The sequence below is a fragment of the Candidatus Kapaibacterium thiocyanatum genome, from assembly GCA_001899175.1.
GTDB lineage: Bacteria > Bacteroidota > Ignavibacteria > Kapaibacteriales > Kapaibacteriaceae > Kapaibacterium > Kapaibacterium thiocyanatum.
Map to the genome: position 1 here is coordinate 307,844 of MKVH01000021.1, position 20,998 is coordinate 328,841.

General features: G+C 58.6%; 17 protein-coding genes and 2 tRNA genes. 8 read left to right on the plus strand and 11 right to left on the minus strand.

Going from position 1 to position 20,998, the window contains the following annotated elements; genetic code table 11:
- Positions 1-57: 57 nt before the first annotated feature.
- From BGO89_07455 to BGO89_07465, 3 genes are all read right to left on the minus strand, one after another.
- Positions 58-141: transfer RNA gene (locus BGO89_07455), tRNA-Leu, on the minus strand.
- A gap of 56 nt (positions 142-197) precedes the next feature.
- The gene (locus BGO89_07460; GenBank protein OJX57799.1) at positions 198-842 is read right to left on the minus strand and encodes a hypothetical protein; all 645 of its coding nucleotides are present in this window, start codon (positions 840-842) and stop codon (positions 198-200) included.
- A gap of 66 nt (positions 843-908) precedes the next feature.
- Positions 909-1,820, minus strand: coding sequence for an N-acetylmuramic acid 6-phosphate etherase (locus BGO89_07465; protein OJX57800.1), 912 nt, complete (start codon positions 1,818-1,820; stop codon positions 909-911).
- Between the two features lie 300 nt (positions 1,821-2,120).
- Here BGO89_07465 and BGO89_07470 point away from each other — a divergent pair, with 300 nt between their 5' ends.
- On the plus strand, positions 2,121-2,384 hold the full coding sequence (locus tag BGO89_07470; GenBank protein ID OJX57801.1) for a 30S ribosomal protein S20: 264 nt from the start codon (positions 2,121-2,123) through the stop codon (positions 2,382-2,384).
- A gap of 62 nt (positions 2,385-2,446) precedes the next feature.
- Positions 2,447-2,520: transfer RNA gene (locus BGO89_07475), tRNA-Arg, on the plus strand.
- Between the two features lie 182 nt (positions 2,521-2,702).
- Here BGO89_07475 and BGO89_07480 read toward each other — a convergent pair.
- Together BGO89_07480 and BGO89_07485 are read right to left on the minus strand one after the other, a co-directional pair.
- Positions 2,703-3,737 carry a hypothetical protein gene (locus tag BGO89_07480; protein ID OJX57802.1) on the minus strand — a complete coding sequence of 345 codons (1,035 nt, stop codon included), beginning with the start codon at positions 3,735-3,737 and terminating at the stop codon, positions 2,703-2,705.
- 18 nt (positions 3,738-3,755) lie between these two features.
- Positions 3,756-4,016 carry a hypothetical protein gene (locus tag BGO89_07485; protein ID OJX57803.1) on the minus strand — a complete coding sequence of 87 codons (261 nt, stop codon included), beginning with the start codon at positions 4,014-4,016 and terminating at the stop codon, positions 3,756-3,758.
- Between the two features lie 290 nt (positions 4,017-4,306).
- On the opposite strand from BGO89_07485, the gene BGO89_07490 reads away from it, so the two are divergent.
- Both BGO89_07490 and BGO89_07495 read left to right on the plus strand, forming a co-directional pair.
- Positions 4,307-5,305 (plus strand): hypothetical protein, encoded by a 999-nt coding sequence (locus tag BGO89_07490; GenBank protein ID OJX57804.1) that lies wholly within the window; start codon positions 4,307-4,309, stop codon positions 5,303-5,305.
- Positions 5,278-5,823: a hypothetical protein gene (locus BGO89_07495; GenBank protein OJX57805.1), complete on the plus strand. Its 546-nt coding sequence runs from the start codon at positions 5,278-5,280 to the stop codon at positions 5,821-5,823. The genes BGO89_07490 and BGO89_07495 overlap by 28 nt, the downstream gene beginning before the upstream one ends.
- 541 nt (positions 5,824-6,364) lie before the next feature.
- Here BGO89_07495 and BGO89_07500 read toward each other — a convergent pair.
- Positions 6,365-6,703, minus strand: coding sequence for a hypothetical protein (locus BGO89_07500; protein ID OJX57806.1), 339 nt, complete (start codon positions 6,701-6,703; stop codon positions 6,365-6,367).
- Positions 6,704-6,884: 181 nt separating this feature from the next.
- Here BGO89_07500 and BGO89_07505 point away from each other — a divergent pair, with 181 nt between their 5' ends.
- From BGO89_07505 to BGO89_07515, 3 genes are all read left to right on the plus strand, one after another.
- Positions 6,885-7,418, plus strand: a complete 534-nt coding sequence (locus BGO89_07505) for a hypothetical protein (GenBank protein ID OJX57807.1) — start codon at positions 6,885-6,887, stop codon at positions 7,416-7,418.
- Positions 7,419-7,544: 126 nt separating this feature from the next.
- Positions 7,545-8,021 carry a DUF1572 domain-containing protein gene (locus BGO89_07510; protein ID OJX57808.1) on the plus strand — a complete coding sequence of 159 codons (477 nt, stop codon included), beginning with the start codon at positions 7,545-7,547 and terminating at the stop codon, positions 8,019-8,021.
- Positions 8,022-8,057: 36 nt separating this feature from the next.
- Positions 8,058-8,390 (plus strand): protein tyrosine phosphatase, encoded by a 333-nt coding sequence (locus BGO89_07515; protein OJX57809.1) that lies wholly within the window; start codon positions 8,058-8,060, stop codon positions 8,388-8,390.
- A gap of 86 nt (positions 8,391-8,476) precedes the next feature.
- Here the strand turns inward: BGO89_07515 and BGO89_07520 are convergent, their stop codons facing one another.
- The gene (locus BGO89_07520) at positions 8,477-9,148 is read right to left on the minus strand and encodes a DNA alkylation repair protein (GenBank protein ID OJX57810.1); all 672 of its coding nucleotides are present in this window, start codon (positions 9,146-9,148) and stop codon (positions 8,477-8,479) included.
- 416 nt (positions 9,149-9,564) lie between these two features.
- On the opposite strand from BGO89_07520, the gene BGO89_07525 reads away from it, so the two are divergent.
- The gene (locus BGO89_07525; GenBank protein OJX57862.1) at positions 9,565-10,926 is read left to right on the plus strand and encodes a hypothetical protein; all 1,362 of its coding nucleotides are present in this window, start codon (positions 9,565-9,567) and stop codon (positions 10,924-10,926) included.
- 21 nt (positions 10,927-10,947) lie between these two features.
- On the opposite strand, the gene BGO89_07530 is transcribed toward BGO89_07525, so the two are convergent.
- The 4 genes from BGO89_07530 to BGO89_07545 are packed head-to-tail and all read right to left on the minus strand — an operon-like array spanning position 10,948 to position 20,988.
- Positions 10,948-12,273 carry an AAA family ATPase gene (locus BGO89_07530; protein OJX57811.1) on the minus strand — a complete coding sequence of 442 codons (1,326 nt, stop codon included), beginning with the start codon at positions 12,271-12,273 and terminating at the stop codon, positions 10,948-10,950.
- Complete coding sequence (locus BGO89_07535; GenBank protein OJX57812.1) at positions 12,270-15,734, minus strand: hypothetical protein; 3,465 nt, start codon at positions 15,732-15,734, stop codon at positions 12,270-12,272. Before BGO89_07535 ends, BGO89_07530 begins: the two co-directional genes overlap by 4 nt.
- The gene (locus tag BGO89_07540; GenBank protein OJX57813.1) at positions 15,722-17,161 is read right to left on the minus strand and encodes a hypothetical protein; all 1,440 of its coding nucleotides are present in this window, start codon (positions 17,159-17,161) and stop codon (positions 15,722-15,724) included. Before BGO89_07540 ends, BGO89_07535 begins: the two co-directional genes overlap by 13 nt.
- Before the next feature lie 2 nt (positions 17,162-17,163).
- Positions 17,164-20,988, minus strand: coding sequence for a hypothetical protein (locus tag BGO89_07545; protein OJX57814.1), 3,825 nt, complete (start codon positions 20,986-20,988; stop codon positions 17,164-17,166).
- Between the last annotated feature and the right edge of the window lie 10 nt (positions 20,989-20,998).

Consider the following 20,998-nt stretch of genomic DNA (forward strand, 5'->3'; position numbering starts at 1 on the left):
ACATCCCCATCCCTTTTTCCCCTGTGTACGCACTGCAAGATGCGATACGATGACATGTGCTTGGAGCGGGGCTTGAACCCGCACGTCCCGAAGGACACGAGATTTTAAGTCCCGTGCGTCTGCCAGTTCCGCCATCCAAGCCAAGCGGGAAATTATGAAAAATGAACACCAGATATCGTTCACGAATGGAATCGCCGTTATGTCGTCCTGGTTCTCCGTGCCCTGATGACCTCCACCACGGCCGGAATGAAGCTCAATACGATGATGGCCAGGATCACGAGTGTGAAGTTCTTCTTGACGAAAGGATCCGATGCGAATCCGTAGCCGAGAAGGGTGAATCCGACAACCCAGAGGACGGCACCCACGACGTTGTAGAGAAAGAACTTGCCGTACGTCATGGCCCCTACACCGGCCACGAACGGGGCGAACGTCCTGATGATCGGCATGAACCGGGCCAGGATGATCGTCTTCCCTCCATGCTTCTCATAGAAGGCATGAGTCCGCTCCAGGTGGGCCTTGTTGAACCATCTCGACGTCGAACTCCCGAAGAGCTTCTGTCCGATACGCGCCCCTATGGCATAGTTCACGGAATCGCCCAGGATGGCGGCCACGACCAGCAGTGCCATCAGTGCGGTCACGTCGAGCGATCCCAGTGCACAGATCGCACCTGCGGCGAACAGGAGTGAATCGCCCGGCAGGAAGGGGGTAACGACGAGGCCCGTCTCGCAGAACACGATCAGGAAGAGAATGGCATACGTCCAGAGCCCGTACTCTGCCGTCAATGACTGCAACGAGCTGTCGATATGAAGAATGAAGTCGATCCCTGCCGAAAACCAGGTCATTTCGTCCCTTATGGATTGATTGATCGGACCGCCGCGACACGATTACGTCGCTATGTCGTTATAGGGTTACTCCAGGCTGCGCCGTACGAAGCCGTCGGCCCGCTCAAGACGCTCCCGGGCCTCGTCTTTCGAGCAGTGCAGAAGTCCCATGATCAGCGCCGTCTTCACGTGTCCGTCGGCCTCGCGGATCAACGATTCCGCTTCTTCATAGGTAACACCGGCGATCGTCATCACGATACGTCGGGCACGTTCCTGGAGTTTGCGATTCGTCAATTGCAGGTCGACCATGACGTTGCCGTAGGTCTTTCCAATCCGGATCATGGCTGCCGTCGTGATCATGTTCAGCACCATCTTCTGCGCCGTCCCGCTCTTCATACGCGTCGAACCGGCAACCACTTCCGGACCGACGTGCGGGCATATAAGGACGTCGACGAACGGAACGAATTGCCCCACCGTCGACCGGTCGTTCGTGCTCACGAAGACCGTCCTGCATCCGGCCTCGTGCGCTGCACGTACGGCTCCGACGACGAAGGGCGTGCGGCCGCTGGCGGCGATGCCGCATACGACGTCGGACGGCTGCAAGTCTATGGCCCGCAAGGCCCCTGCGCCCTCCTCTTCCGAATCCTCGGCGCCTTCCACGCTCCTGAATACCGCCCCCGGGCCGCCCGCGATGATTCCCTGCACCATGTCGGGCGATACTCCATACGTCGGTGGACATTCGGATGCATCGACGATGCCGAGACGGCCGCTGGTGCCTGCCCCGACGTATATGAGACGTCCCCCGCGCCGGAAGGCAGCGGCTACATGGTCCACGGCAGCGGCTACGTGATCGAGCTCGAGTGCCACGGCGGCGGCCACTGTGGCATCCTCACGGTTGATCATTTCCACGATCTCCCGCGACGATGCAAGGTCTATCTCCCGCGTGGTCGGATGTATCCCCTCGGTGGAAAGGGCTGCTAGCTGATCGAACAGGGACATGACGACAAAGGTACGAACCCTCCATGAAGTATCGGCTGGACGCCAACGATCGTGGCAGCGCCCGTTCCAGGCCGACGACGGAAACCGGATGATCTCCGTTATCCGCCATACCGGTATATTGGGCCCGCTCGCAGGTAGTGGAATCCCGTTTCCGGACGGCCACACGACGATCGTCCTCCCGTCCGTGGTTCCCCCTGCGCGGCACCGCAATTCGTGGAAAACGACAATGGATGTTTGGATTTTGTTTTCCATCCCGTATATTTGCGGTCCTTGTAAAAACGAATTCGACACTGACTCAACATGGCACATCATAAGTCAGCAATCAAGCGGATCCGCCAGTCGCGCCGCCGCCGCATCTACAATCGCGCCAACAACAAGATGTTGCGCGAAGCGGTAAAGGCCGTGCGCTCGGCAACCACGCTCGATGCAGCCAAGACCGCTCTCAATAAGGCCTTCAGCGTTCTCGATCGCGTAACCGCACACGGCGTTCTGCACAAGAATGCCGCTGCCAATCGCAAGAGTTCGCTCTCGGCATTCGTCCGCAAAATGGAAGCCAAGGGCTAAGGGCAAGCCCGATATGTGTGCCGCACACCACACGGCACACGATGTCATCGACAGCTTCATAGGGACCCGTAGCTCAACTGGATAGAGCATCTGACTACGGATCAGAAGGTTTGGGGTTCGAATCCCTACGGGTCCGCAGAAGTAACCCTGTTAGTCTCAATGACTTGCAGGGTTTTTTCTTTTTTGAGGTGCGTCTAACTTCTTCACGGAACATCACGAATACGGCCACTTTTTCACGCCGATTTTCGGTTTTTTCCTCGCATTCCCCTTGAATTTCCCTCAAGGAAATGACGAAAAGTGCTCTGCTCGAAGATGCGATTATTCATCCTCGTCGCCGTCACCTTCATCCTCAACAGTATCCCCACGAAGGACGCCCATTCCCCGGTTCCGCAGGGCTTCTCTCAGCAGCGCCTCGTTCCGGTTGGCAGCTTCCCGGTCAGCCTGGTCCATGAGAGACGACATCGCGGCCTGCTCATACACCGTGTAGACCTCACGGGTCAGATTCGCATCCCGGTGCCGCAGGATCTTCGCGCTGTCATCCAGGGTCACGCCTCCCATCTTCAGATTGTGCCGGAACGTGCGCCGGAGCGTATGCCATCCATTCTTACCCTTGATCCCGACGCGCTCCATTGCAGCATTCAGGCGCTTCGTCAGGTTGGACTTTGACTTGTCGCTCCACGGAAAGAGCTTCGTCGTCAGGGCATCAACGATGATATTCCCGTCCTTGTCCTTGAGTGGCGACGAATCTATAAGACTCTTCGGATGCCAGCGGAATCCACGCTCGGCCCTGACCTCGCGGAACAGCTCGTCCAGACGACGGCTTATCGGTAGCCATTCAGCCTGGGCATCCACCTTGTTCTCAATACAGACGGCCCGGACTCCGTCCAGATCATAGATCCATTTGTCGTCGAACCGTAGGGATTCTCCGATTCTCATCCCGCTGTGATAGATCGTCTCGACGAGCAACAGGAATATCCGCGCGCTTTTGCGCTGCGTTTCCGTCCTCACCTTGCCGTCGGCACCTACGGGTTCCGCTTTCTCAGCCAGGTCGACATACAATGCAACCCATTCCGGCCCTGTGAGGACGACAGGAACTTTCTTCGCCCCAACCTTTTGCCGGTATGGGGAGAGCTTCGGAATACGATCGAGGTACTTCTTTTCATAGCACCACTGCAGATACGTCGTGTAGTTCGTGAGGTAGGAGTTGATCGATCCCCGCTTCCCGGTCCAGTTCTCGACGAACACCATGACGGCCTCCTCGATCACCTCCGGCGTCAGTTCTACCGGCCGGAGCTTCAGATAGGCATCGAGATATGCCGTTACCGTCGTAGAAGCGAGCTTCCGCACCTTCAAGTACCGCTCGTACTCCTTCTATGCTTCGTTAGGGGTAACCCGCTTGGGCTTCTTCGTCCTGCGTGGTTCTTCCGCCAGGACATCGTCGGGTGCGGCAACATGCGTTGGATGCGCCACAGGCTGTACTACCTGCTCCAGACCATTGGCTCGTCGCCACAGGATCCAGAGCATTTCGATCGCAATCGCCTTGTTCTCTTCCGTCGCTGGTAGCCCTGTTGCGATCGGCGCGCTGCCCTTGAATTCGATATACAACCTGTTGCAGGCAGCCGGCTTGTACACGGAGCCAGGATACTCCTTGATGTTCTTCTTCTCTACCGCTTTTCTTCGAAGCGGACTTGCTCCTGGAGGCGGTCTTCTTCGGCTTCGGTTTTCCCGCGCCATTGGCTGTTCTGCCCATCTCGGTCGTATGATGTCATTGTGAATGTGCCCTGCGGAAATACGAATACTCCGCCATATAGCCGCCTTGCATCTGCACTCGGATATTCGTACGTTCGGATTGTCACAAGGGTTACAGATAGATACTGAATGAGGGTTATATGCCTACTATGGTTCGAGGAATCATCGGTCTGATGATTCTGTGTTCGACGTCCTTATCCGCATTCGCCCAGTGCGATTCTCTCGAGCAACTGTTCCTCGCGGATACTGCCCTGCGTATCGTGGCCAGTAATGGAATTCGTCAGGCAGGTGAATTCGTGCCATCGTTCGATTTCGAGCATCAGACGGACTCGACGCGCTTCTTCTTCAAGGTCAGCGAATTCCGCAAGAATTCGCGGTGGGTGTTCGCCGACAACTGGTGCATGGACAAGGTCTGGAACTGGTCCGACTATCTTGATACCGATACCGCAGAAGTCGCCAATACCGCCCTCAGCGCATTGTCCAGATCGAAAACGATCAGCATCGTTGCCGGCGACACGTTCTCGGTGTTCAAACGGATCTACTGGGAGGATCGCAGCGGCGATACGTTCGCGTTCGAGAAGCTGGTCAATCCGGATGCAGTATCCATGTGGGTCGAGCTCGTGAATGCATCGACCGGAGCACGCATCTCACTGCTCGATTCCGCACACTTCTCATCGACAACGGTCAGTACCCGGCCCTGTCTCTACGCCATGCTTCCGCTGACGGCCCGTTGCGTTTTCATAGCGCCTGCGGGATTCCCGCCTACCGACGTATACATTCAGGTGAACGTATCATCCGCCGGTGCGGTGAACAAGCGGTGGACGCGATGGGACAACATCGTGCATGCAGGTTCGAACATCATCCTGAACTACGAGGGAACGCGCAATTACTGTACTGTCGTCGATGAGGCAAACCAGTGTTCTCCGACATCAACGTCATGCACGTTCACGGTAGCGACGCTATCGGGGCCGAAGCGAATACGGGCGGTTCTCGCTACAGGGTCGGGAATAACGAACTTCGATCTCTACTCGTCCGGCGGCCAGTTCATCGCCACGGTAAACGTAGTATCCGGCACGACCACCTACGACGTTCCCGTGAATCCGGGCCTCTACTACGTCATCGCGCGCACCGGCTCGAGCGTGCAGTGCACCCGGAACATCCTGGTGTACTGACGAAGGGCTATCCGGCCGGCATCGGCGGCGGACCGATCGCAGAGCGTATCCGGTCCCATCGTGTAGCGTATCCGAAACATTCGACATATCATCCAAAGGGCCTGGTCGTGAAGTATCGTATTTCCTTCGTCGTCCTCCTCTCCATCATCATCCCATCGGTCGCCTCGGCACTACCGAAGCAACCGCGCAACCAGCGGAAATGCTCGATCCCGCAAGCGCGTACCAATCCTCCGGCGGAAATAGGGCGTTGCCAATGCGGCGACTTCATCACGCAATTCGGCACCATCACGATCGGCACGACATTCTGCCGATGCACGCCGGTGTACTATCCACCACAGGCGCCGAACATTCCCGCAGTGGACGACTGTGCGTTCGATACGAGCTGCACGAATTCCGGCGGTGGGCCATGTCAGAAGTTCAAGTACGAAGAGGACCCGCAACGTGACATTCCGAACTGGGCTGGCGGAGTGATGCCAAAGTATGGAGTATACACATCCTTCGAATTGTTCGGGCCATGATCCGTATCGATACCGTGGTGGCATTCGTATGCGTCCACGAACAGGGCTGGCCGGCACATGCGAATCACGATACCGGACTTGCATCGTCTCGAGCCTAGGCATGTAGACCGAACAGGAGGCCAGTGAGCAGGTCACATGCACGTACCGCAACGATTGTTCCGCGGACTTCGATAGCTCGCCGGCCGTCAATTGCCCATGCTGAAGAATAATTCCCAGGTATTTGTGATCGGCACCCGACAGCCCCGCCCTGCGGGCGATGGCTTCATGCATGAAGGTGGAAGCATAGGAATACTCCCGGCTGGCCTTCATGAACTGCTCGGGAGTCAAAGCGGTCTTCTTCATTTCGGATTCGAGCGATCGTGTTCATTGTCAATTATCTTAGTTGTAAGACTAAGTATCTGAACGAATAAAACATCATGACACTTCCGTGTCAGTGATACTTCCTTCCTCCCGGCAGCACGGCAGTACCCTTCCCCATCTACTTCCTCTCGTAGACGACCGCCACCCCATCGACGGTCGTGTTCATCGCGAACGTCATCAATCACCGGTCATAAACGATCCGCAACGTATCCGCACCATGCCACCGAAGATCGATGGCCGTCGAATCGAGAACCGTACGGCCATGGTCGCCATCGACGACGAATGCATTACCACGATCGCCGTCCCGTATGGACGCCGTCGCGTCCATGACCGGCACCTGGTACGAATCGGCGACGGTCGCCTGCGCCTGGACCAGAAACAGGACGGCCTTCCTGCCCACCTCCGTATTCCGTGCTTCCTTGACCACCGTGCATGTTCCCTGCGCTGAATTCCAGATCGTGGCCACTACGATGGACAATGCGATCATGACGATGGCTGCGATGCACAATGCATCCTTCATAGGATGGTCAGGCTCACGACAGGGACCGGAAACACATGCCCAAGCTACCATATAGCACGATCGAACGGTCGTGCATGGCCGAAGGCAGACGGTGGATACCGGAAGCCCGGACAACAATCCCCGGCACGATCCTACATTGCACACCGTGGAGCAGTACATGTCATCCAGAGGAAACACGGGTATGGAGGGATCGGACGCATCCGTACGGAATGGGAAAAAGATACTTCCATCGAACAATCGTGGCGGAACGCGCACGACGTACATTCGATCCGCCCTGATGGCGCTCCTCTTGTCGTCCGTCGCCATCGTCGTACTCAGGGCGAACGACGGAACGTCGCGAGCGAAGATCTTTCCGACGGTAGCTATTGGAGGAACGGGATGGGGGAGCTCGGGTGTCGGTACGATCGAAGGTGGCCTGATATATACCGATCCCCTCTCCAGCGTCGGTCCGCAGGTGATAGGACCACGTCTTACCGTCGAAGCGGGTTATGGTCGGCCCGGCTGGATCGTCGGGCTGAAGGCAGGTTGCGAACTCAGCGCCCTGATATTCTCCTTCCGGGCCAGCGCCGGTGCCTATACGGACTTCAACGGTAACGGTATGATATCCATTCTCCCCGAGGCCGGATTCGGGTGGCTGGGAATGGTGACTTCACGTTGGGTGCCAGTATCCCGGTCGTCCATACCGGCGGCGGCCTCCCATCATCCGTACACCTGAGTCTGACCTACAACATCGGCATCGGCGAAGGATACCGGAAATGATCTACGATGGCCACCCTATTCCGGCACGGCAGTGGATAGGATGTCGGATACGTGTCGATTTCTGCAAGAGTGAAAGGTAGTCATGACGCTGACCCGACACATCGCCAAGCACTTCAGGGAAATCCATTTCGGAGGGAACTGGACCTGCTCGAACATGAAGGATCAACTGGCCGACGTGACATGGGAGCAGGCCATCACAAAGGTCCACACCTTCAATACCATCGCCACGCTGGCCTACCATGCGAACTACTACGTGGACGCGGTACTGAAGGTGGTCCGAGGAGGTCCACTCGATGCCGACGACAACTACAGCTTCGACCATCCCCCTATCACGTCACAGGAAGACTGGCAACGGCTCCTGGACAAGTCGTGGCGCGATGCCGAGAACCTCGCAGCGTGGATCGAAACGATGCCCGAGCATATGCTGTGGGAGAACATCGCGGACGAGAAGTACGGCATCTACTTCAGGAACATCCACGGTATCATCGAGCATACGCACTATCATCTCGGACAGATCGCACTGATCAAGAAGTTGCTGCCCAACATCGATGCCCATTGATACTACGATCGTTCCATCTCGTCTATACTATCGTGGATGGTCATGAACATTCTCTTCGTCTGCAGCGCCAACAGACTCCGCAGCCCTACGGCTGAGGCCGTGTTCGACGGTCATGATGGCATCGTGGCACGATCGGCCGGTACGAACGGCGATGCTCCCTGGCCGATCGAGCCGGATCTGATCGAGTGGGCGGACATGATCTTCGCGATGGAACGGTACCACGTCACCACCATCCGCAGGAGATTCCGCGCACATCTGAAAGACAGGAAGCTGATCTGTCTCGATATTCCCGATGACTACGACTACATGGACCCGAGGCTGATCCGGTTACTGCATACGAAGGTGAGCCGGTTGATCGGGATACGATAAGAGTCGATACCTCGGAACATCTTCTGGCCCATCGCTTCCCCGATAGCATCCAGGAACAGGAGCGATCGGCGACGTTGGCGTAGCCCTCATTCCTGCCGCTTCACCATCTCGTTGATCCAGATCGGAGCGAAGGGCGATGTGCAGCCTTTCGAGACGGGATAGTCGCGATAGATCCCCAACCGCTCGCCGATGGCGAGAGCACGCTTGCGGTACTTCGGGAAATGAATGCCGATTCCGGCGAGACAGGAATTCATCGTCCATTGCGTGGGAGACGGAGCGGTCCCCATTTCCGCTTCGATGCGGTCCAGCAGCCCCGGCAGATCGAGGCCGTCCGGTTCTCTCGCCACACGCGATGCCGTCAGATTCCATCCTGCGCGGGCGGCCCAGGGATCGTCATCGTGCATCCACTTCTCGCGAAGGACTTCCTTGTCGGGATGGTTCTTGACGATGTAGGAGTTCAGCCAGTCGGCGATCTGCGGATGATCGGCCGATCGGACCATACCGTCCATTTCGTCGCGGGACAGTGTTCCGGGTTCGAGCAGAAGGATGGCGACGAGTCGTGCATCCAGGTTTCCGGTTCTCCAGAGATCGAGGGCCAGGCGATGATCGGTCCTGATCTTCGCCGCGACCTTCCGGATGTCGCCCATGGCGACGCCGAACTGATTGTCGTCGGCACCATTCTTCCTGTTGCGTGCGCGGACCTTCTCGTTACCGAGCGCTTCCAGTTGCGCAAGAACGTCATCGAGTGTCGTCGCCATGATCGTGTCCTCCTCGCATCGGAATCTTCGTCGATAGCCGCATGCTCTCTCATCCGATGGATCGCGTACATCCGCTCACGGATGATCGAGTGCCGATCAAGTTAGTCAACTCTCCCCGACACGTCAAACCAGGTACACCGTCGTGATCCTACCATCTGGATGAAGGGTTCGGCGGAGGCTACGACTCCGTATACCGGGTACCGGCTATTCCGACGGGCCACGATAACGATTACCTTTGCAGCCAACGATCTTGAGCTACGATCATACCAAGTAACGACTCGCGGGGTAATATGGACGCGACCATGGTTCCGTCACGACGCAGATTCCTGAAGAGCAGTGCAGGCCTGGCCATCGGCGCGGGTCTCGTACAGTTCGGATGGCTCACGGGATGTTCCGATTCTCCCGTCAATCCTGCTATTCCATGGTCGGACCTCGCGTCGAAGCTTCAGGGAACATTGCTGTTGCCTGGCAATGCAGGCTATTCCGGAGCTGCCGCTCCCTGGGCATTGCAGTATGCGAACATTCTCCCCGGTGGCATCGCGAGATGTGCCAGCGTCGCCGATGTCCAGGCGAGTCTGGCCTGGTCGCAGAAGAACGACGTTCCTCTCATCGTCCGATCCGGCGGACATTCCTATGCAGGATTCTCGACGACGACGGGACTGATGATCGACGTGTCGCAGATGAATCAGGTCTCGTTCGATGGTTCGACGGGCAAAGCCCTGCTGCAGGGCGGTGCACGCAATATGAACGTCTACAGCGCCCTGCGCGCACCGAGCGTGGCGATAACCCACGGCCGCTGCAAGGGAGTGGGCGTCGCCGGACTCGTACTCGGCGGGGGCATCGGATTCAACATGCGCGCCCAGGGATTGACGTGCGACCAGCTCGTGGAGACGCAGGTCGTGACTGCCGACGGCAGCATCCTCACATGCAACGAGACGACGAATCAGGATCTTTTCTGGGCCTGCCGCGGCGCCGGCGGCGGCAACTTCGGCATCCACACGTCCTTCACGTTCCAGACCTTCCCCGTCACGTCCGTCACCGTCTACCAGATCACATGGGCGGCGAAGCATGAAGACATCTTCGCCGCATTGCAGACCATCCTGATGTCGGCACCGGAATCGATGGGATGCAAGGTTGCGGTAACGGCCAAGCGGAACGGTGCGGCCAACGATCTGGCGGTGACGTTGCTCGGACAATACATCGGTTCTGTCGACGACGTCCGCACCATGCTCGCATCGGTCTACGCCATCGCCGCTCCTTCCGCCGAGACGATCGAACTACGCTCCTACTGGGATGGACAGGAATTCCTGTCCGAAGACGGTACGCCCGAGTACTCTCACGAACGCTCGCGCTATGCCCCTGCCGCGATCTCCTCAGCGGGTATCCAGACGATCTTCGACAATCTTCGCGCATGGCCCGGAACCGGCGTTGCAGCGACGTGGAAATACTTCCTGACGGGTGGAGCCATCACGCGAAAGACGCCCGACGCGATGGCCTTCGTACATCGCGATGCGGCGATGATCACGAGCATCGAACTGGAGTGGCTGGCATCGGATTCGCAGCAGACGCTCGCACGCAACGAAGCCTGGCTCGACGACTTCCATATCGCCATGCAGCCGTTCACGTCCGACCAGTGCTATCAGAACTTCATCGATCCATCGGAGACGAACTGGCAGCATGCCTACTACGGCGCGAATCTCGATCGGCTCAAGACCGTCAAGAAGAAGTACGATCCGAGGAACGTCTTCCACTTCGCCCAGAGCATCCCGCTGACGTGATCGAACGAGCGGGGAAGATCGTCAGACGACCTTCCCTTCCTTGACGAATTCGCGTCGGATCGCCGTTTCGAGACGCTGCATGTCGAGTCTGAGCGTATCGTCGGCGAGCGCCTCCAGTGCGCAATAGTGTGCCACGTTGACGATGGACGCACCGCTGATCTCGTATCGCTGGGCGATGTGATGCCAATCCACGTCGGCGGCGATTTCCATCTGCGACGGCATGGTATGCGTCCATATCGTGTATCGTTCTTCGGCGCGCGGAATCGGGAAATGGACGATCGACTGGAATCTCCGTACGAAGGCGTCGTCGATGTTCGCACGCTGATTGGTGGCGAGGATCACCAGTCCATTGTAACCTTCGATACGTTGCAGCAGATAGGCGACTTCCTGATTGGCGTACTTGTCGTGAGCGTCACGTATGTCGGTACGTTTTCCGAACAGGGCGTCGGCTTCGTCGAAGAACAGGATCCAGTCCTTGTGCTCCGCCTTGTCGAAGAGCTTCGACAGGTTCTTCTCCGTCTCGCCGATATACTTCGAGACCACGCGCGACAGATCGATCCTGAAGACGTCCCGTCCCGTATGCTTGCCGAGCAACGTCGCCGTCAGCGTCTTCCCCGTGCCGGGCGGACCATAGAACAACGCACGATAGCCGGGTTTGACCTTCTTCCGCATTCCCCATCCCTGCATGACGGTGGCGTTGTAATCGATCCAGTGCTGGATCTCCCGGATATGGACCAGCGTGGTGGGATGAAGGACGAGATCCGTCCATTCCATGGTCGTCTCGATGTGTTCGGCCGGGAAGTCGATGGTGAACCTCGGCTTCGACACGATGCCGGTCGTCAGTTGTTCGACGAGTTCGTCATCGAGAATGAGCCTTCCGCTCATCGCGGGCTCACCGTCGCGTACGGTTTCGAGCCAGAGCAGGCGCCTGTGCGCGAACCAGTGATCCGCGCTCATCATCCTCTGTATCTGCAGCCTGCGCGCGATGTCGTGGCCTCCGAGAACGTAGAGCACGGTCTCGCCGGTAGGCAACAGGCCGCGATGATTCGTTCCACGTACTCCACCGAAGTCCGGAAAATCCCCGCCACCGGGCAGTACCTCGGCGATGAGCTTGTCGAAGAACTGCGGCTGGATGTGAGGGACGAGAGCCATGAGGAGGACGATCATCTCCTCGTAGGTCGGGTTGTGCTTCTCGATGAATCGGGCGAACGCCGAACCGTCGTTCGTATAGTCGGGTGTCGGTACGTCGGCAGCGGCTTCGTCCCGCAGTTGCGAACGGAGGCAGACGCCGACGACGTCCGTCAACCACTGGATGGAAATGTCGAGATTGGTCGAGTGCATGATCATCTCACCGGTGTCTCCACGAAGCTGCCATCGATGGCCCAGGCACGTTTGATGAAGCGGACATGTTCCTGCAACTGATTCGAGGCCATATCGGGATGCCCGTCGTCGAGGTGCTGCTGGATGGAACTGTTCTCCCTGCTGTCGCCGATGAAGAGATTGCGTGTGTAGCCGAAGAACTTCTGATACCGCGTATTCGCCGCGAGAGCGATGTTCGCCTGATTGAGCGGCTCCGGTACGGGAGTATGCGATTCACCGGTGGAACCGCGCTGTTCGAGCAACAGCTTTCCTTCCGACCATTTCTTGTTGACCAGTGCGGCCTCGTAGTGTTTCGACATGTCGTCCGACGATACCACGTGGCGCCGTGCCAGCTCGGGCTGCAGGTTGACGAGGCGTCCCTTCGAGTCCTTCTTGAGATCGCTCTTGTCCTTGTGCTGCGCCGCGATCCTCGCCTTCATCTCGTAGGTGAACCTGCCGCGCGGTACGGAGAAGGCCTTGATGGGCTCGTCCTTCGCTCCCCATCCGGTCAGCGTCGTGCCGAGATGCGTGGCCAGCGTTCCGAGTTTGCCGTCGAGGTCCTTCGCAAGATTATCGGCCTTGTTGGCATCCTGATCGGAAGGCGTGGTCTTCTCGTCGTATGCCTTCAACTGTCCCTGTACCCCCGCGATCGCCGCCTCCTGCGTCTGTGCCGTTCCTATCGGTCCCGTACGATCGGCGGCCTTCACCTTCCTTCGTTCGGCCACTTCGGCGAGGAAGACGGACGGTAACTGCGGTGCGGATCGGATGACGAGTTTCGCGTTCTTGTCGTTGCCTTCGAACGTCAGCGTATGCGGCTTGTCATCGCCACTCACGGGCACCCGCTTCTTCCACCATTGCAGAAGCTTCTTCGCACCGGCCTTGATGGCGCCACCGATCTTCTTCAGGATGGTACCGAGCCATGCCACGATCCTGTCCAGCCCCTTGTCGATCGGCTTGCGGATCCTGCGGACGATGCCGACGAGCTTGTTGGGAATGTTACCGAGGCCGGCGAACTTGGCGAGGAAGCCGATCACGACGACGAGAGTATTCGCCATCGTCTGCTCCACCTTTGCCGCTGCCGCATCGACCTGACCACTGGCGATGGCAGCGACGGAGTCGATGAAGGAACCTACGACGGCAGCGATCTGATTGATCTTCTCGATGAAGAACGTGATGGTATTGTAGATGGCGATGATGGCCTGGATGACCGCTCCAGCAGGGTTCAGCATCATCACGAGCTTGGTGACGGCAGCCTTGACGATCTCTTCCGTGACCATCTGCGTGACCTGGGCGATGAGCATACCCTTGAGTTCGTTGAGTTCGGCCTTGATCTGCTCCCATGCGGCGAGAGGACCATCCTTGATGAGCGTGACGAGGATGGTCGCACTCTTCTCGAGCAGGACGAGGACCGGTTCGGGAATGATCCGGACCAGCTTCGTGCGGATGTTCTGCCACGTGAGGCCGAGCACCGAAAGCACGAGCTTGAGGATCTCCATCAGATCGAACGACTTCGGAATGTAGACACCGGCGTCGCCGAGCGGCCCCGTCAGCCACTTGATGAGTGCGGTCTTGAGGTGATTGCCGATGTTCGAAGCGAATCTCTGGAAGCCGAGCTTTCCGGCACGTACGAGGTTGCCCACGAAGCCGATCGGATTCTCGATGATGGCGTTGAATGCCCCTGCCGCTCTCTTGATGTAGGGTACGGCGCCGGGTGCCACGACGGTGAAGATGATTTCGAGCAATCCGAGGACCTGCTGGGCGGCCCAGCTCATGAAGTCCGACGCGATGTTCAGGAAGGCCTCGCCGACCTTGGAGAAGACGCCGACGATGGTGATGACGTCCTGCCACGTCAGCGATGCGATGAGGTCCATGATCCGCCCGGGAATGGACGTCACGAGTCCCATGAGTCCCGACAACGCCCCCTGGAACCAGGCCCATGCCCGTTCGATGGCATTGCCCTTCTTGATGTTCTCCCAGATATCGTCCCTGCCGATCAGCTTCATGAAGCCACCGATCAGGGTATCGGCATTCCTCGGTACCGGGTCACCCGTGATCGGATCCTGTCCGAGCACGGCCTTGAGCAGATCGTAGCCGGCCGTTCCTTCTGCGAGAGCGGCGAGTGGGCGCAGCACGGCCTCGCGGACCAGGGCCAGGATGCCGGAGACGATGTTGCCCGCGAAGTCGATGATCTGATCGACGGGAGTGGTGAAGATGCGCTTCGCACGATCCCACACACCCCCGAGATCGAAGATATCCGTCCAGCTCAGCGAGTCGAGGAAGGCATCGAGGGCATTGCCGATGCTGCTGCCGATATCACCGAGCGCGGCCATCTGCTGTTCGACCCATTCACCGGCCTTGTTGAAGACACCGTGATTGTCGAGGGCCTGCGTGATGAGATGTCCACCGGGCATGAATTCGATCAACGCACGCAGGATGTTCGCGGCACTCCTGTCCGTCGCCGACATGTTGATCGGATTGAAGCCGATGACGATGGTCAGCATCCGGTATCCCGGAATGTTGTACGCCGCGTCGGCGAAGTAGTCGAGTGCGTCGCTGATACCGAGACGTTGAATCGGAGGAGGGGTCGTCGTGGTCGTTATCTGCGGGCTACGCTGGATCGCATGCCCCTGCTGGATGGTATGCGTCAGTTCGTGAGCGAGAAGCTCCTTGCCGTCGCTCGATCCGGGTTGATACTGGTCACGTGAGAAGAAGATGTGGTTCTGATACGTGAAGGCACGTGCACTGAGCTGATTGCTCAGGCTCGCGGCTTCCGCATCCGCATGGATACGGACGTTGCCGAAGTCCGCACCGAAGCGCGGCTCCATGAAGCTCCTGACGTCGGAAGACATCGGCTGTCCTCCTGTCGTCTTGTTCCGGATCGACGTCTGCGTGGCATTGCCGACCGATGGAGTTCCGCCTTCCTTCTTCTGTATCTTCTCTTCTTCCTTTTTCTGGAGTTTCTCTTCCTCTTTCTTCTGAAGCCTGTCCTCGTCCTTCTTCTGCACCTTCTCATCCATGGCAGGAGCGCGCTGCAGCTTGTCTTCCTCTTTCTTCTGGAGCCTGTCCTCGTCCTTCTTCTGTACCTTCTCATCCACGGCAGGAGCACGCTGTACCTTTTCCTCGACGGCAGGAGCGCGCTGCAGCTTGTCTTCCTCCTTCTTCTGGAGCTTGTCCTCTTCCTTCTTCTGTACCTTCTCGTCCATGGCCGGAGCGCGCTGTACCTTCTGCACGTCCTTGTCCGACATCTTCATGACCTTACCGGCCGTGGAATCGGCTTCCTTCTCGAACTTGTCGCCCGGTGAATTCACCGTCATCTTCGTCTGCACGTGGGACTTGAAGAAATCGCCGCCTTCCTTCTTCGCGAAGAAGGGCTTCGGAGATTCACCCCGTTGTGCCGAGGAAGTAGTCGGTCTGTGGGCCTTGTCCGCGGTAGCTTTCATGGCTTCCACTCCACTCCGCACATGGCCTGCATCCACGGTAACCGTACATGGGCAATACCCCAGGGCAGCCGGTCGAGCAGGACGTCGTAGGTCTTCCACTCGACCTGCAGTCGCCACTCTCCATCGTCGCTGATACCGAGTTTACCACTGCGTTTCAGGAAGCTCTCGCGCAGACCGTCGATGGACGTCGACCCCAGCGCGTCCCAATGTCCAATGACGGCCCGGAGAAGATTGTCGGCCTCGGCCAGATCGTCCACCGAGGTCGATACCACGGACGGAATGGGTGCGTCGACGTCAACACCGCACAGGATCTTGAACAATGTGGCATCGTGTTCTGCCGTGAATGTCTCACCCGTCGCGAGATGGTTCAGAAGGACGATAGCCTTGTACGGCTGCACGATCGTATCGCCATCGGCAACGCCGACGACTCCGAAGAACGTCGCGAGGAACGGATGCAGGAGAATGATACCGGCATTCTCGACGAAGATGCCATCCGCCATCATGATACTCTCCGGCATCGATGCGGTAATGTCCTTCGGCTCGTCATGAGAGGTCGTATCACCGGTAACGATGGCCGATGCGACGTCGTCGGAAATCGAAGGCCAGATACGACGGGCTGCGATCACGATCTCCCGCGTGATGTCGGAAGGCGCCGTCGATCGGACCACCGAGAGCGCGCCGGTGACGAGCGTGGACGCGATCCCACTGGATGGAGGATTACCACCGAATACGAACACGGTATCCCAGACGGCTTCCCTGAACGGAGTCACGAGGTGCTCGGCCACTCCACTGCGTTTCCATACCGACAGCACCGTATCGACGTCCATCAGGATCGACGGCATGGTAGCGGCGATCATCATGAATCTGAAGGATTCGCTGAACTGCCATATCAGGCGTCGCCGCGCGATCGGCGATGTGGCGACCAGCAACATGGCCCGGCGCAATACGTTCGACGTGGTGTCGGGGCCGGATCCAAGTTCTTCCAGGAGGAGTCCTTCGAGAGTCGCTCCGCCCGGCAGGAGCATGGACCAGGGCAGCCTTCCCGTTTCGAGGACGTGAAGGAAGGCATCGAACAGACGCTCCTTCCTTCCATGGAAGCCAGTGTCCATCGTACCGCCACGACGATCGGCATGCCCTGCATCGACGATGACGTCGAAGGTCTGCCGGCGCAACGCATCGTCGAGCTCCTTCGTCAACGCGTCGGCGATCTCGGCCTCGACGGTCTCCATGCTTACCGATCCGAGATCGAGTTCGAGACGATCGATCGTGAGATGTCCGCCCACCGGTGCATGCCTGTCGAATACACTCTGAAGCGTCCGTACGATATCATCCTGGAACCTGGAGGACAGGCGACGCTGCAGAGCGATACCATCCGCTTCCGTCCCGTGCAGGTCGATCTGCAGTATCTGCCGCTGGATGATATGTGTACCGCTCATGGTTATCGCGGTCTGCGCGTCGGTGAAACGGGACGTGTCGGCGAGACGGGACGCGTATCCAGTCGCCTTCCACCGACGATCTGCTCGACATAGGCCCAGCCTGCGTTCTTCACGTTGGCGACGTGGCGTACACGGAACGGGGTCTGCATCTTCATCGATACCTTCGCCTTCGGATCCTTGGAGACGATCATCAGGTTGCCGTCCATTCTCCACGAGAAGCGGGCGTTGGCTTCGGCGATGGCAGGCGAGTACTTCGGAACGAGGATACGATCGGCCGTACTCTCCTCGATACCGATCTCGACGGCGCTGCGTGGAGCTTCGGATACGATCCTGCCGGCGCACTTGTCGATCACCACCCTGCCGAAGCGGAGTATCTCCTGGATCTCACCGTCAGAATGCCTGATGAACGTTCCCTTGTCGTTGTAGGTCCATACTTCATCGCGCACGACGTCGTTGGAAAGAATGGACATCGACAGTTGGTACATGAATCCGTGGCATACGTAGCTTTCGAACGTGATGATGCCGGCCTCCTTCGGATCGTAGCCGACGATGAAGACGTCCGGGCCGAGTACCCGGGCGATGGCCTCGTTGAATTCTCCCGCGAGCTTCGACATGATCTCGTCGTAGTTGTTCTCGTCGATCGGCGTCTGCGGGTTGAACAGATTGTCGACGATACCCTGGATTCCCGGAATCGGCTGCTGCTTGCCCGTTTCATCCCTGACGATGAGATCGTCGGACTTCACACCTCGCAGGATGAACGTTTCCTTACCGACGGGTCTGGGCAGCCAGAGGAGATAACGCCAGCGTTCGGCGAGCCCATCGCAGGGCTTGTCGCATCCCTTGCCCACCGTATGCTGTATCGTCAACGACGTCCTGCAACCGCGTGCATCCGTGATATCGACGGGTACGACCTCATCGCTCTTGATGGTCGTGATCGTACAGGTGTCGCCCGTGACCGTGCCCTTCGTCGACGTATAGGGCGCCGTGCCGCCGGTGATGCGGAAGGTGACGTCGTAGACACCTTTCGCCGGATCGTCCACGAACTGCAACTGTCCTGTCGTCAACTGGGCCGGAATGGTTTCGGCAGCGGGAGCCGTGCGGTTGCCCGTCGAATCGACGACGACGACGTTGTTGACTCCGGCAGGCATGGGAATGGGTCCGGTGAGCGGTACGGGAGCCTGGGAATTGACGATGACCTGATATGGAGGTACGCCACCCGTCGCCGTGATCGTGACCTCGGCGGTATTCTTCTCGTCAGTGCACGTCCGTGCGATCGTGAAGGCCAGCGGTTCCGTCGGCTCTTCCGGCTTCGTCGAAGGCAGGACGTACTGGACCGGCGTACAATCCGAACAACAGAGATAGGGTACGAAGAAGTCGGCGATGACCGTACCATCGGCGAGATCGCCGACGAACGTTTCGAAGATCCTGTTGTCGCGAACGTTCGTATCCCCACGGTCGAAGACCCCGGGATTGGCGCGGCGCATCCTCGCCATCTCGTCCATCAACTTCCTGACGTCGGGATCCTCGGCGACCTTCTTCTTCCTGCGAAGGGATTCCACGGTGCGGTCGGCTTCTTCGGCGGTGAATCTGTCGGCGCCGAGAACGAGGCGTCCGCCGCCATCCGTTTCCTCGTCGGCCTGATGATAGACGATGATGAACGTGCCACCGATGGGTACACCGGCCTTGTGCTGGATACCGGGATTCTTGTCGATGAAATGACTGAAGTACTGTTTCTGCTTCACCTCGCGTACACGGGCGGCATACTCTTCACGCAACGACTTGAACGCTTCGAGTCTGCATGCGAAGATGACGTTGGCCAGTTCCGTATCGAGATCCCGCCATGACAGGTCGGTATCTCCATCCGTCTGATTGCGACGGGCCGTGACGTCTTCGCTCCATCGCTTGAGGACCTCGTACAACTCGTCGAACTTCACCCAGTCCACGTCGAACAGATCGCGGCGAAGAAGGAGGGCGAACCTGTAGAGAAGTCCGACGGAATTCACGACGGCATTCACCATCGGCCGTTCGGCAGCTGCGTTGATGTGATCGATGCCCTGCTCGCGGATCAGTCTCTCGATGAAGGAGCCATAGGTGTTCGACTCGGTGACGAAGAGACGCTTGAACTCGTCGGCCGGAGCTTCGTCGACCTTCTCCGTGACTGGTGGTGCCGTACTCGCACGTCTCGATACGAAGGTCGTGGCCGGCTGGAACGGGCGAGTCGCCAGACCGCGGATCGTCTTCCGGAGCGAACACAGCAGTTCGTCGCGCAAGGCGTCGTAGAGCGTCTCCAGGTCACGGAACCGGCATTCCTCCTTGCGGAGATCGACCGTCAGGTTCTCGTCGAACTGCCCCGTACGCAATGCGATGACGTCGATCGGCAGCCGGTTCTTCGCCTTCAGCGAGAGCAGCGTCGTGAGGACCTGGTTGTAGTCCTTGCCGAGATGACCTTCGATGCGGAGGAAGTTGTACGGTTCGAGGTCGAAGCCGAGGGGATTGCGGACGAAGGATGGTGGAACGGGCGTGTAGTTGCTCGACCAGTAGCCGAGATTCCTGTTAGCGCGATTCCACCTCGTCAGATCCGGATTCCATACCTCGCGTATGGGAGGCTGTCCATCGTAGTCGTAGTAGTACGGTATCGCCTTCGCCGACAACGGTACGTCGGCGAGCTTGCTCGGCGTGATCCTGATCTGGCCGTCGATCTTCGCCTTCGGCGGTTGCTGCGGAAGGGTCGGTGAATTGGTGAACCTCGACACCATCAGTACCAGCTTGTCGAACAGCACCTTCAGCTCCGCGATGCGCTCCTCGCACCGTCCGAGTGCAGCGGAGGCGAGGAAGGTATGACGGTAGTCCGGGCCGAGGATCAGGTGTCGCGGGAAGAGTCCTTCCGGTGGACAGCATGCGCACATCACGTCCACACCCTTCCAGCGGAATTCGTCGTAGGCCTTCACGATATCGTCGAACAGGTCGTAGTAGTACTGGAGGAAGCGCACCTGCGCTTCGGTCGTCGGACCCTTTTCGAGGAAGTCGTAGCGCGCCTGGAAACCCGTGAACGGATTGGACGGATGCTCATCCTCGAGAAGGGGGCGGAAGGCCTGGTATGCCGCATACAACGCGGAGCGCGTATCGCTGACGAAGCCGCTTTGCTGGAAAACGTGATAGAATGCCGAAAGCACGTCGAGCGACGTCGCCGGCTTGGTCGCAGGCACGTCATACCGCGGCAGCCGCAGGTCGGGAAGATTCAGACGAGCCTGCATCGTGGCCGTCAGATCGGATTGCGTAAGGCCCTCGCCGAGACCGTTCGCCGCGGCCACCATCGCTGCCGCATCCTGCTTGCGCATCAGCAGCCTGCGCACCGTGGCGGTGACTTCCGCTCCCTTGTCGTCGCAGTTGTTCGGACTGCAATTGCCCAGATCGTCCTTCTTCAGTTCGAGGAAGAGCACGACGACCTTGTCGTTCAGGAAGCCGGGCGTGCCGGCGAGCGTCAGCGTGCCCGGTTCGCCGACGGGGAAGAGTTCCCACAGCGGATACTGCGTGCCGTTGTTCCTGAATGGCGGATAGCTCAACTCGAGCGGTATGGTATAGTCGGCCCGATACGATACCAGTTCGACGTCTTCCGGTTCGACGATGAGATATCCCTGGGAGGTCACTCCGCATCCTCTGGAAAGAAGGATGGACGTGTTGCCGTTCCTCGTTATCTCGAGGCCGCAGACGATGCCGATACCGATCAGGTTCGCGCGGCTGAGACGTTCCTGTTCATCGAGATAGTTGAATACCTGATTCAGGTGATTGTTGGTCAACACCTGATTGGCCTCGAAGACCGGATACATGTCGATGGTT